A 12,669-nucleotide genomic window follows, 5' to 3' on the forward strand; every position below is an offset into this window, starting at 1 on the left:
AAACGGTTTTTATCAAGACGGTGCACCGACGCCCGAGTAACGGTCGGTATAAAAATAAAAATCGTTACTTTTGGTAAAAACTACCCAATCCTGCGCGTGACCCTCCCATTCCGCTCCTGTTCGCCATTCGTCCTCTTTTCCGCACTGATTCTGGCCGGTTGCGGGAAAGAAAAAAAAGAAGATCCTTCCACGCCACCCAATCCGGCAGTTGTCCTGAAGGCTCATTCCGTTACCCCTCCGTTGGTAAAGGCGTTGCCGGGTTTCGAGAACCTGGAAATCCTGCCCCTCGTCAGCAGCGATGACAAACTGGACCAATCGCCCAGCTTTGTTTTCGGACCGCAGCCCGACGGGGCCGCCATTTTAAAAAATCCCTCCGGCGATGGGTACGTCCTGCTGACCAATCACGAAATCATCCGGTCGGTTTCCCGGATCTACCTCGATAAAACCTTCAAACCGGTCAAAGGCGAGTACGTCGTGGATGCCGAGGGAGGCCTCTGGCGTCTCTGTTCCGGGACGCTGGCAACCCCGGCCGAACACGGTTTTGGCCCTCTTTTCCTGACGGCCGGTGAGAGCGATTCCGAAGGTCGCGTACACGCCATCGATCCGTTGGGGGTGGCCGACAAGAAAAACGGCAATCGGACGCTTCCGGCACTGGGCAAAGCGTCGTTTGAAAATGCCCTGCCCCTGCCGAAAGATTCTTATCCCAACCAAACCGTTATCCTGCTGACGGAGGACGAAGGCAACGGACAGGTTACGATGTATGTTTCCAATTCGGTCGGGGATCTGCAAAACGGAAAACTGTACACCCTCCGCCGAACCAACCAGGATCCGGCGGAGAAGAATATGCAGGCCGGCCAGCAGTATGAAGTGGAATTTGTGGAAATCGTCAACGCCAAAACCGCTACGGGCGCCCAGATTGCAGCCCAGCAACTGGAAAAAAACGCCATCCAGTTTGCCCGGGTGGAAGATATCGATTACCGGAAGGGAAATGCCGCCAACGGGCGGGAACTCTACTTCGCCGTCACGGGCTCGTTTGATCCGCAGCGGGTCCAGTGGGGCCGCATTTACCGGCTGGTGCTCGACCCTGCCAGTCCCTTGAAAGGCAGTCTGTCGTTTGTGGCCGAAGGGTATTCGAACCCGGGGAAAAGCCTGGTCAACCCGGATAACATTTGCGTGACGGAGAACTACGTTTACATCCAGGAAGATGGCGACGCGCCAATCTCGACGCCCGACCATGACGGCCGGATCTGGCAGTATTCCATCAGCACCAAACAGTTGAAGCCGATGCTGGAAATGAACCACCGCCGGAGCGAAGGGGACTTCCAGAAAAAATACAATCCGATTGGCCATCAGGGCATCAGCACCTGGGAATACGGGGCCATGCACGACATTTCGGACCTCATCGGTGTGCCCAACACCTTTCTGGTCAATCTGCAACCGCACACCTGGCGCGATACCCGGTTCGTCAATGCCGACGGAAGCGCCATCACGAAAGACGTCAACATTTATGACAATGCCATCGGGAACATGGGCGAAGGGGGGCAAATAGTCATTGTGCGCGGTGTTCCGAAATAAGTCCAAAACCGGCCCGCTCATCCTCCTACTCTTCGGAACCGGCTTTCTGGCGGTGTCTGTTTATGGGGTCCTGGATCGTAAAACGTCCCACCCCGCCCGGCCCGTCCAGTTAGTCAAACAGCAGTTTCTGCGGGATTTAGCCGAACTCGACCGTCTGGTGCACGACCGGTTTTTGCCGTTAGCCGAAAAGGAAAATCCGTCCGATTCCCTGAAAACCGCCTTTCTCCAGTGCCGCCGGGTGTATAAAAAACTGGCGCTTTTTACCGAATACTACTTCCCGGCTACGGCCCGACTCGTTAACGGCCCCGCTTTGGCCGAGATTGAAGCCGAAGACCAGAAGCTTTTCGAAGCCGGCGGTTTTCAGGTCATCGAGGAGTTGCTTACCCCCCCGGTCAACCCCACCCAACGACGGCCACTGGTTCGTGAAATCCGAAAACTATACCGCGAACTAGGGCGTTTCCGAAACCTCTGGAACGATACCGAACTGACTGACGCCCACGTTTTTGACGGAATCCGACTGGAAATTTTCCGCATCATCACCCTCGGAATCAGCGGTTTTGACACGCCCGGCTATCAGACGGGTATTTCGGAAGCCGCCATTTCACTTGGAAGCCTGCGAACCTATCTGGGGTTCTACGCAAACCACCGAACCGCCGAATTCTCCGACCTGCGTACCCTGCTGCTCACCGCGGAACAGTACTGCCGACAACACCCGAATTTCGACACGTTCGACCGGGCCACGTTCATTACGGCGTTCGCCAATCCCCTATCAACGCAAATCCTGGCCTGGCAAAAAGAGCTTGCCATCTACCCGTTTAAAGAGCTCCGGGCGCTCCGGCCTGATGCCGCAACGCTGTTCGATGCCCACGCTTTCGATCCGGATTTTTATGCCCCCGGCGTAATGCTTCGAAGCAATCCGCAAAAAGTGCTGCTCGGAAAAAAACTCTTTTCGGACCCGATTCTTTCCACCAGCAGCGAGTCCCTTCCCGGAAAACGGTCCTGCGCCAGCTGCCACCAACCCGACCGCGCTTTTACCGACGGCTTGCCCAAAAATGGCAGCGTGTCGGTAACCGGTAGTATCCGGCGCAACACGCCAACCTTGCTCAATGCCGCCCTGCAAAACGGCCAGTTTTACGACCTGCGTTCCACCACACTCGAAAATCAGACGTTCGATGTCATTCATAGTCCGGACGAAATGCACGGTTCTCTGGAAGTGGCTGCCCGCCTTTTTCAGCAGGACCAGCCGTATCGGAATGATTTTAAACGCGCCTTTCCGGCGATGACTGATTCGATTCAACCGATTCACATTCAGAATGCCCTGGCTGCCTACGAACGATCGTTGATTAGTCTAAATTCCCGGTTCGACCACTACATGCGCGGGGTTCGGGAGCGAAACGGAAAGCCGGTTTTGTCGGCGGAGGAGCGGGCCGGTTTTAACCTCTTCATGGGCAAAGCAAAGTGTGGCACCTGCCATTTTCTTCCCCTTTTCAACGGGACGGTACCGCCCCGGTTTACGCAAACCGAATCGGAAGTGATCGGCGTGCCGGTCCGGCCCAACACCCGGCAAATCGATCCCGATCCGGGTCGTTACGCCCGCGTTCCGCTCGCACCACTCCGCTACGCGTTCAAAACGCCCACCATCCGAAACATCGCCCTGACCGGCCCGTACATGCATAACGGAGCCTTCAAAACGCTGGAGGAAGTCGTTGATTTTTACGACCAGGGGGGTGGCAAAGGGCTGGGCATTCCGCTCGATCACCAAACGTTACCCGCCGAAAAGCTGAACCTGACAGCAAAAGAAAAAGCCGCCCTGATCGCTTTCATGAAGTCCCTGACAGACCAACCGGAACCGTAATTTTCAACCTCTCCGTCCAAAACCGTTTACTAACAAATTGGACACCCCCCGGTTTACTTCTTCAGCGTAATAATCGACTGAAAGAAATCGCCCATTGGGCGGTTTTGAGTAAATATACTATTAACAGCTAACAAGATACGATTAGCAACCTCCTGGTTTATAAGACATCCATCTGAATTCGTCAGTAACTTTTACACGTATACTGATTCTAAATTACTTAAGAGCGGGACTTGATTCCCAAACAAATTTCGATCCTTCATGTTAAATACGGGCGGTAAAACCGTAACTCCCGTACCACCATTCGCTGAATGGCAGTCCGGAATCCGGCGGGCCCGTTAAGCAACGATCGGCCCACATCCTGGTGCTGCCGCCCTTTTTAGTACCCCGTAACGCCCCCCAATCCTGACCGGCAAACCGGACTGGATTCCCTGCAGAATAATTCTCCGGAAGACCGTCTTCCGGTATCCCCGTATGCCCGGACGGGGATTGTCGTTTTCAAGCCTAGTTGACTATGAAAAAAAGTTTACTGCTCTTGCTGAGCCCCCTAACCAGTCTGGCCCAAACCGCGATTGAGGTGAAACCCATTCGGCAATTTGTCGAAACCGGCGGTTTTTACGCCACTTCTGCCCAAACCCCGTTCTGGCTGCGCGCCAACCAATACGGCATTGTTCCGCTCCAGCTCCCCTACGCAACCCTGCGCGCCGGGGTTTGGCAGGATGATCGTTACCACCCGGTGAACGACAGTAAAACTCCTAAAAAATGCAATTTCATCGGGTTTGGCTACGGCGTCGAACTGGTCGGCAATACGGCGGCAGGTGCCAAAACCGCCTTGCTGATTCCGGAGCTGTACGCCAAAATGCATATCGGAGCCTTTGATCTGGTGGCTGGACGCCGGCGTGAAGTTGTGGGCTTAGTCGATTCGACGCTCAGTTCAGGATCGTACAGCTGGTCGGGCAATACCCTGCCATTGCCTAAAATTCAGATTTCGCTGGCGCAGTACACCTCGATACCGTTTACCCGCGACGTGATCGCCATTCGCGGCCTTTTTGCCCACGGCTGGTTCGATAACGGATTTGTCAGAAACTCCTACCTGCATCAAAAAGCGTTGTATGGCCGGTTAGGAAAACCGACCTGGCCGGTCAAACTGTATGCCGGGTTCAATCATCAGGTGCAATGGGGCGGTACCACCAGCGAACTTTCCGAGGGCCTGGCGAAAAACGGCCGATTGCCCGCCAACGTTGAATCGTATTACTACATGACCATCGGGAAAAGTCTCGGCGCCAAAACCAGCGTCGATACCTCCTATTACAGCCAGTTCGACCGGGAGCACCGGATTGGCAACCACCTGGGTTCGATCGATCTTGGGTTGGAGGTGAGTACCAGAGCCTTTTCCATTCTGCTGTACCGGCAAAGCATTTACGAGGACGGATCGCTGTTTTACGGCACGAATCTGGAAGATGGTCTGCACGGCATCCGGTTTCGGAACCTGAATACGAGACCGCGCCATTTCCGCATCACGGGTGCCGTGGCGGAACTGTTGTACACCAAAAGCCAGGGAGGTGGGGTTTTTGAGGACCTCGACAAACTGCGCGGAAGGGATAACTACTTTAATCACAGTCAGTACCGCAATGGCTGGTCCTACTTCGGCCAAACCATCGGTACGCCCTTTATCACCCCCATGATCGAAACCCGGCCGAATTTACCGCGCTACGGTTTTTCGAATAACAACCGGGTTCGGGTCTATCACGCGGGGGTGCAGGGCGCTTTTGCCCGAAGTGCGGTTTTTGCCCTCAAGGTTTCCTACAGCCAGAATTACGGCACCTACGACATGCCGTTCCCAACGACTACCGAGCAACTTTCCTCGTACCTGCAGCTCGGGATTCCCCTGAATCAGAACGGCTTACTCGTCACCGTCTCGGCGGCTTCCGACCAGGGCGGGCTGTTACCCAACAGCAACGGTCTTTACGCCGGCATCCGCAAAACCTGGGATTACTACAAATACCGGCTTGCCGGGAGAGGAGTTATGAATTAAGAGGTATGAGTTGGCTCCGCCCAACAGCCAATAAACCGGCGGAGCTAACTTTTAACTTTTAACTCTTAACTTTTAATTTCTAATTCTCCCCCAGCTGGTTTCGGGTATCGACCAGAAATTGGCGGATTTCCTGCAGGCGGGTGACCATCTGTTTGATTTCGGACTGCCGCGAGGAGCGGGCTTTCAGGTGTTGGCGGGCTCCTTCCAGGGTTAGTTTGCGTTCTTCGACCAGCTCCAGAATCTCGCGCAGGTGTTCAATATCATCTTTCGTATAAATTCGGTCGCCCGCCCGGTTTTTCCGGGGTTTGAGCGACGGGAATTCCTTTTCGTAAAACCGCAGTTTCGAAATATTCACGCCGAGCATGTCGGCCACTTCCCGAATGCCGTAATACCGTTTGGTTAACTCCTCCATACAACAAACTTCCATTCTGCCCGGAAGAAACACAAGTTTTCCGTAAATTTGCGAAACTTTTTAATCTGTCATCCTTCAATTGCCGGTGACACACCAACCCGTAGCATGACTTCGTCCGAAATACGCCAGCATTTTTTAGACTTCTTTCGCAGCAAAGACCACCTGATTGTGCCCTCCGCTCCTCTGGTTGCCAAAAACGACCCGACGCTGATGTTCAACAATTCAGGAATGGCTCAATTTAAAGATTTTTTTCTGGGCAACGGAACACCGCCCGCCAAACGCGTCGCGGATACCCAGAAATGCCTGCGGGTTTCGGGCAAACACAACGACCTTGAGGATGTCGGTTTCGACACCTACCACCACACGATGTTCGAAATGCTCGGCAACTGGTCGTTCGGCGATTATTTCAAAAAAGAAGCCATTAGCTGGGCATGGGAGTTACTGACGGAGGTTTACAAGCTGCCAAAAGACCGGCTCTACGTCTCGGTTTTCCAGGGGGATGAAAAAGATGGCGTGCCTTTCGACCAGGAAGCCTGGGATTTATGGAAACCGATCGTCGGGGAAGACCGCATCATCCTCGGGAATAAAAAAGATAACTTCTGGGAAATGGGCGATACGGGCCCATGCGGCCCCTGCTCCGAAATTCACGTGGATCTGCGGCCCCAGTCGGAGGTCGATCAGAAACCGGGTAAGGAACTCGTGAACGCCGATCACCCGCAGGTGGTCGAAATCTGGAACCTGGTTTTCATGCAGTTTAACCGCAAGGCCGACGGGTCGCTGGAACCGCTGCCCGCCCGGCACGTCGATACCGGCATGGGCTTCGAGCGGCTTTGCATGGCGATTCAGGGCAAACTGTCGAACTACGATACCGACGTATTCACCAACACGATCCGGGTGATTGAAGAGATTTCGGGCAAAACCTATACCGGTTCGCAGCGCGACTATCCGGACGTAGCCATGCGCGTGATTGCCGACCATATCCGGGCGGTTTCGTTCGCCATTGCCGACGGCCTGATTCCGTCGAACGCGCGGGCGGGCTACGTGATCCGCCGGATTCTGCGCCGGGCCGTTCGCTACGGGTATTCGTACCTCGGATTTACCGAACCGTTCCTAACCAAGCTCGTGCCGACGCTGGCCTTGCAGTTTGCCGATGTGTTCCCCGAACTGAATGCCCAGCGGGATTTTGTGGCTACCGTGATTCGGGAAGAAGAAGCGGCTTTTCTGCGGACGCTGGAAAACGGCCTGAAACTGCTCGATAAAATTACTGCCGAACTCACGGCCAACGGGCAGAAAGTAATCGACGGCGAGACGGTTTTTGAACTGAACGACACCTTCGGTTTCCCGGTCGATCTAACGGCGTTGATCGCGCGGGAAAATGGGTTTTCGATCGACGAAGCCGGTTTTCAGAAAGCCCTGCAACAACAGAAAGAACGGTCGCGGAAAGATGCCTCGTCTTCCACCGGCGACTGGACCGAACTGAACGATATCGACAGCGTCGAGTTTCTCGGCTACGACCAGACCGAAGCCGAAGCCCGCATTGCCAGATACCGCAAGGTCCAGAACAAACAGGGCACGCAATACCAGATTGTGCTCGACCGGACACCGTTCTACGCCGAATCCGGTGGGCAGATCGGGGATACTGGTAGCCTGGAAGTACGGGTTGGCGACGATAAAGTGCTGGTTCGGATTGCGGATACCCGGAAAGAAAACGACCTGATCATCCATATTTCCAACGACAGGGACCTGGAAACGGTGCTGGATAATCACACGTCCGTGCTGGCCAAAATCGACGCCGACCGGCGCACGGCTATTTGCGATAACCACTCGGCCACGCACCTGCTGCATGCGGCTTTACGGGATGTGCTGGGCAAACACGTGGCGCAGAAAGGATCGTACGTCGGGCCGGATGCCCTGCGGTTCGACTTTTCGCATTTTAGCAAAGTGACCGATGAGGAACTGGCGGAAGTGGAGCGCATCGTCAACGAAAAAATCCGGGAGAATATTCCGCTGCTCGAACGCCGGAACGTTCCGATCGAGGAAGCCAAAGGACTCGGCGCGATGGCCTTATTCGGCGAAAAGTACGGTGATTTTGTCCGCGTCATTACCTTCGATCCGAACTATTCGGTCGAACTCTGCGGGGGAACACACGTACCGGCCACCGGGCAGATCGGGCTGTTCAAATTCACCTCGGAAGGCTCGGTTTCGACCGGGGTTCGCCGGATTGAGGCCGTCACCGCCGAAAAGGCGCTGGCCCTCCTGAACGAACAGCAGGCCACCATCGACCAATTAAAAGAATTGCTGAAGGCCCCGAAAGATGTCCTGAAAGCGGTTCAGGGGCTGATCGACGAACGCAATCAGCTGCAGAAGAAAATCGAAGTGCTCGAAGCGGAGAAATTGCAGAAGGTCAAATCGGACCTCCTGACGAAGGTTCACGCCAGCAACGGCCATTTCGTCATTGTGGAGCGCGTGGTTGTTCCCTCGGCCGATGCGTTGAAACAACTCGCCTACGACCTGAAAGCCAGGGTCGATAACCTCGCCCTGGTCCTCGGCTCCGACATTGGCGGAAAACCGCAACTGGCCGTGATGCTGCCGGAAGCGCTGATTAAAGACAGAAACCTGCACGCGGGAACCCTGGTCAAAGAACTGGCCAAGGAAATCCGGGGTGGTGGCGGTGGTCAACCGTTCTTTGCCACCGCAGGCGGTTCCGATGCCAGTGGCCTCGACCGCGCCCTGGCCAAAGGCCGGGAGTTGCTGGAAAAATAAGAGCAAGGAGACGGTTTACCGGTTTCAGTGTACGGTGGCGTCCGCCCGTTTAAACGTCTACTGAAACCGGTAAACCGTCTCCTGAAAACCGTACGGAAATCGTCTCGTATTACGGCGTGATATCTGAATTTTTCTCGGTGTATTCCTTTTCGGAATGCTCGGAGCCGAAAACCGCGCCTAAATAGGAATGCTGCCAGTCTTCCACCTGACTGGGCTTTTTCAGCTCTTCAACCTCCACCACCCGGTGTTTCAGGTGTGGATATTGGGTATTCAGTTCCTGTTCAATACGTTCAATCTCCGGTTCACCCGTAAGTTTCATTGGGATTGTGGTGGGTGTTTCAATCCCCAGGTCATCGACACCAACGGCGCGTACTACAAACATCCGTTCCATACAAGTAGTGGTTTTTTCTTATTAACCAGGCCGGACCACAAAAGTTGCTGGTTAATCAATTCTTAATCCCGGTGGACACTTCGTGAACGGTAGACCGGTTTTGAAACAAAGTGTTATCTTTACGTACTCACAAAGCAGCCGGAGCAGTTGACGCACTCGCCGATTGAACCGACCGCCGGATCGCCATCTTCAAACTAAAACGCACGGAATCCATACCGTGGGCATGACCTGCATGAAACGACTTCACGTTCACTCCCTCCTCCCAGCCCTGCTGATCGCCCTGCTAGTTGGTGAATATTCGTCGTCGGACAAGCAGCCTGCTACCGAAGCGGTGCTGGTGGGGCCGGAATTGCCCGCAGCTCCCATCTGCGGATTTACGCATGTGGGGGGCGTTCCCAGCCAGTTGCTGGCCCAGCCCGTTGCCCTGCGGGCGAATGTCGGACAATTCCCGACGCCTACGTCCACCAAAAACCCGAAGGCACAGGCGTATTTCGAGCAGGGAATGGCGTATTTACACGGGTACTCCCTGGTGGAAGCCGCCCGCTCGTTTCACGAAGCTCTCAAACACGATTCAACGCTGGTGATGGCCCACGTCGGCCTGAGCCGCGTGTATCTGCAACTGGAAGATCATCCGGCGGCCCTGAAGGCAGCGGAAAAGGCCAAAGCGTTATCGGACTATGCCTCCGAACGCGAAAAAGCGCACGTTGAACTCCGGTTTGCCCAACTGAAAGCGGTCGATTCACTCAGCAACCAGAAGCTGCTGAACGATTACCGCAACAAGGTCTACACCGCCGTTCGTAAGTTTCCGACCGATCCCGAACTCTGGCTGTTGTCGGGCAACTCCTACGAAAAATTTGCCACCGGCCGCGGACAGGGTTCGACAACCGGCAGCATCGCCATTTATGAGAAAATTCTCCAGTTTGCGCCCAACCATCCGGCGGCTCACCACTACCTGATTCATGCGTATGAAGGCATGACGGATTACGTAAAAGCCCTGGAACACGGCAAAGCCTACGCCCGGCTGGCACCCAATCTGGCCCACGCCCTCCACATGTACGCCCATGATCTGATGAAAACCGGTAATGTGGATCAGGCCATTGCGGAAATGAAGCGGACGGACGCCATCGAACGAAATCTGTACGCGAGTGAGAACTACGACGCCATGTACGACTGGCACCACATCCACAATATTTCCCTGCTGGCGCTCAGTTACCAGTACCAGGGCCGGATTCAGGAAGCGGAGCAACTGGTGAAAGAACGGTTTGCGATCCAGCGCCCGATCAACCTGGAACGTACCTTTTACAACAAAATGGGCTATCCGACCCTGCTCATTCAGCAAAACCGGGATGCCGAAGCCCTGCCGATTGCCGATGAAATGACCCGGGGCAAAACGCCCGGTGAACGCGTCATCGGACATTATCTGCTCGGGATGATCGCCCTGAAAAAGAATCAGCTCGAATCCGCCAAAGCATCGCTCAAAGCTGCCCAGACGGAACTGGTGGAAGCCAAGAAGATTGCCCAGACCGACTGGCTCAATGCCTGGCTCGACCCCCATCCCAAGTTTCTGGCCGCCCTGATTGGGCTGCACGATCCGGCCTCCCGCGAAAAAGGACTGGCCGACATTCGCAAGTTTCAGGCCAGCGCCCGCGACCAAACCGGCCCCGACCCCTGGATCGAAGCCCTGTTCCAGCTGGAAATGATTGCACAGGTGGCCTATCAACTGAAGCTGAACGACTTTGCCGAAGAAGCAACCAAAGTGCTGGCGGCCCACGATCCGTATTATCCCGGTACGCATTTCGCCCTCGCCCGGATCGCCGAACTGAAAGGCGACAAACCCACCGCCGAACGCGAACGCCAACTGGCCCGGCAAGGCTGGTCGAAAGCGGATGCGGTATTTTTGGCCCAGAACTTTCCCAAAAACAAGTAGCAAAATCCTATCTTGCAGGCGATGACACCCTACCGCCCTGGCCTGCACATTCTGGCAACCTTTGAGGCTCCGTTTTCAACGCTGACGGATGCGGATGGCTGCCGTACGGTTTTTGAGCGGTTGGTTCAGGAATTGGAGCTTGTCAAGGTGGGGGAAGTCTATCATGGCTTTCCCAATGGCGGTTTTACCGCGGTTTTGTGCCTGACCGAATCGCACGTCTCCATCCATACCTGGCCGGAAAGCGGGCTGGCCACCTTCGATGTCTTCCTGTCTAACTTTCAAAACGATAATACGGCCAAAGTTCGGCGGTTTTATGAAGACTCGCTGCGTCTTTTGGCGGCTACTACGGTTTTAAACCACCAGGAAATTATCCGCTGATTTTGCCGCCATGCCCACCGATCAACCCACTCCCGATCCGTCGTTTGATTGTCCGCACTGCCAGGCACCCATTCCGGGATACAACCTGGCGGAGAGCAGCTATTTTGCCTGCGCCCGCTGCCAGACGTATTTCCACTATGGCGATACCGGGCCAATGGAAATTATTACGGCTTTTCCGCCCCTGCCCACCCCACCGGCCCTTACACTGGGTCAGGAGGGCTACCTGGACGGAGAATGGATTCGAATCATCGGAATCCTACGCAAGCGGGAAATCCAGTACGAAGACAGTTGGCTGGAATACGTCCTGATGACAAAGCAAAGCGAGCCGTTGATGCTGTCGGAATTCAGAGGCCACTGGATGATCATTCGGCCCGCCGAGGCTGTGTACAAGGAAGAAAAGTCCCAGACCGTGCGGGAAGGCGACCGGGAATATGCCCTTTACAACCAGTACAACTGCCTGATTTTAAACGCCGTCGGCGAGTTTTCCTGGAATATTCTGGACGACGCCAAACTGACCATCTCGGAATTTATCGCTCCACCCCACCTGGTAAGCCGTGAAACCGGCGAATCCCAAACCGAATGGTATAAAGCCACCTATAAAACACCGAAAGAAATTACGGCGGCCTTTGGCTTGCCGGAAACCGCCCTGCCGCAACCCTTGGGCGTAGGTGCCCTTCAGCCCTCACCCGCGGGCCTGAAACGAAAAACCGTTGGCTGGTTTGCCACCCGGCTGGCCCTGGCGGTGGTAGTGGTCCAGGTGCTGTTTTTTATTCTAAAACCGCCCAAAACCGTATTCGCCAACCCGTATTTCTGGGACCCCGACTCCACCCGGCAAACCCGGTCGGAACCCATCGTTTCGGCTTCATTCACCCTTGACAACCCGGGCGCCGTGGCCATTGAGCTGAAGGTTTCGGTCGACAATAACTGGTTCGAACTCCCCGTCAGCCTGGTCAATGAGCAGTCCGGGCAGACGTTTGACTTCACCCGGATCGTCGAATATTACCACGGTTACGAAGGTGGAGAAAACTGGTCGGAAGGTGCGCAGGACGACAAAGCCATCCTTTCCCGGATTCCGGCCGGGAATTACCACCTCAATTTTTATCCGTCGTCGGAAGGAAAAAACCGGGTCAGCTTTCAGGTGAAGGTGATTCAGAATCCGATTCTGTATTCCAACTTTTTTGTTCTGCTGCTGCTGATCGCCATTTACCCGATCATTTTATACATTCAGGACAAATCTTTCGAGCATAAACGCTGGGCCGAGAGCGATTTTGGCCCGTAACGTAGTGCCAATCCATCACCGGAATCGTCGGCCCGTATTTCCAGGAAATCGGCTCCG

The 12,669-nt window shown here is 54.9% G+C and carries 9 protein-coding genes; 7 read left to right on the top strand and 2 right to left on the bottom strand.

The features are described 5' to 3' along the window. The first annotated feature begins 96 nt into the window (after nucleotides 1-96). The 3 genes from ACFPMF_RS04525 (at nucleotide 97) to ACFPMF_RS04535 (ending at nucleotide 5,462) form a co-directional block, all read left to right on the top strand. Nucleotides 97-1,575 carry a PhoX family protein gene (locus ACFPMF_RS04525; protein WP_379841555.1) on the top strand — a complete coding sequence of 493 codons (1,479 nt, stop codon included), beginning with the start codon at nucleotides 97-99 and terminating at the stop codon, nucleotides 1,573-1,575. After that, nucleotides 1,562-3,430: a cytochrome-c peroxidase gene (locus ACFPMF_RS04530; protein ID WP_379841557.1), complete on the top strand. Its 1,869-nt coding sequence runs from the start codon at nucleotides 1,562-1,564 to the stop codon at nucleotides 3,428-3,430. Before ACFPMF_RS04525 ends, ACFPMF_RS04530 begins: the two co-directional genes overlap by 14 nt. A 511-nt stretch (nucleotides 3,431-3,941) precedes the next feature. Further along, nucleotides 3,942-5,462: a capsule assembly Wzi family protein gene (locus tag ACFPMF_RS04535; RefSeq protein ID WP_379841559.1), complete on the top strand. Its 1,521-nt coding sequence runs from the start codon at nucleotides 3,942-3,944 to the stop codon at nucleotides 5,460-5,462. Nucleotides 5,463-5,541: 79 nt separating this feature from the next. Here the strand turns inward: ACFPMF_RS04535 and ACFPMF_RS04540 are convergent, their stop codons facing one another. Next, nucleotides 5,542-5,874, bottom strand: a complete 333-nt coding sequence (locus ACFPMF_RS04540) for a MerR family transcriptional regulator (RefSeq protein ID WP_379841561.1) — start codon at nucleotides 5,872-5,874, stop codon at nucleotides 5,542-5,544. 105 nt (nucleotides 5,875-5,979) lie between these two features. Between ACFPMF_RS04540 and alaS the strand changes: the two genes are divergently transcribed. Then, nucleotides 5,980-8,637, top strand: coding sequence for an alanine--tRNA ligase (gene alaS, locus ACFPMF_RS04545; protein ID WP_379841563.1), 2,658 nt, complete (start codon nucleotides 5,980-5,982; stop codon nucleotides 8,635-8,637). 109 nt (nucleotides 8,638-8,746) lie between these two features. Here the strand turns inward: alaS and ACFPMF_RS04550 are convergent, their stop codons facing one another. Further along, complete coding sequence (locus tag ACFPMF_RS04550) at nucleotides 8,747-9,028, bottom strand: hypothetical protein (protein ID WP_379841565.1); 282 nt, start codon at nucleotides 9,026-9,028, stop codon at nucleotides 8,747-8,749. A 232-nt stretch (nucleotides 9,029-9,260) separates the two neighbouring features. Between ACFPMF_RS04550 and ACFPMF_RS04555 the strand changes: the two genes are divergently transcribed. Genes ACFPMF_RS04555 through ACFPMF_RS04565 form a run of 3 tightly spaced genes read left to right on the top strand, consistent with a single transcriptional unit; the run spans nucleotide 9,261 to nucleotide 12,612 of the window. Further along, entirely contained in the window at nucleotides 9,261-10,955 is a 1,695-nt protein-coding gene (locus ACFPMF_RS04555) for a tetratricopeptide repeat protein (RefSeq protein WP_379841567.1), read from the top strand. Nucleotides 10,956-10,976: 21 nt separating this feature from the next. Beyond that, nucleotides 10,977-11,333 carry an S-adenosylmethionine decarboxylase family protein gene (locus ACFPMF_RS04560; protein WP_379841569.1) on the top strand — a complete coding sequence of 119 codons (357 nt, stop codon included), beginning with the start codon at nucleotides 10,977-10,979 and terminating at the stop codon, nucleotides 11,331-11,333. A 10-nt stretch (nucleotides 11,334-11,343) separates the two neighbouring features. Next, nucleotides 11,344-12,612, top strand: a complete 1,269-nt coding sequence (locus ACFPMF_RS04565) for a DUF4178 domain-containing protein (RefSeq protein WP_379841571.1) — start codon at nucleotides 11,344-11,346, stop codon at nucleotides 12,610-12,612. Nucleotides 12,613-12,669 lie beyond the last annotated feature (57 nt).

Origin of the sequence: Larkinella bovis, from assembly GCF_042655385.1 — a bacterium.
GTDB lineage: Bacteria > Bacteroidota > Bacteroidia > Cytophagales > Spirosomataceae > Larkinella > Larkinella bovis.

What these genes read in the sequence shown, in the direction of transcription:
- ACFPMF_RS04535 (WP_379841559.1), top strand. Translation starts at nt 3,942, where the DNA reads ATGAAAAAAAGTTTACTGCTCTTGCTGAGCCCCCTAACCAGTCTGGCC.
- ACFPMF_RS04540 (WP_379841561.1), bottom strand. Translation starts at nt 5,874, where the DNA reads ATGGAGGAGTTAACCAAACGGTATTACGGCATTCGGGAAGTGGCCGAC.
- alaS (WP_379841563.1), top strand. Translation starts at nt 5,980, where the DNA reads ATGACTTCGTCCGAAATACGCCAGCATTTTTTAGACTTCTTTCGCAGC.
- ACFPMF_RS04550 (WP_379841565.1), bottom strand. Translation starts at nt 9,028, where the DNA reads ATGGAACGGATGTTTGTAGTACGCGCCGTTGGTGTCGATGACCTGGGG.
- ACFPMF_RS04555 (WP_379841567.1), top strand. Translation starts at nt 9,261, where the DNA reads ATGAAACGACTTCACGTTCACTCCCTCCTCCCAGCCCTGCTGATCGCC.
- ACFPMF_RS04560 (WP_379841569.1), top strand. Translation starts at nt 10,977, where the DNA reads ATGACACCCTACCGCCCTGGCCTGCACATTCTGGCAACCTTTGAGGCT.
- ACFPMF_RS04565 (WP_379841571.1), top strand. Translation starts at nt 11,344, where the DNA reads ATGCCCACCGATCAACCCACTCCCGATCCGTCGTTTGATTGTCCGCAC.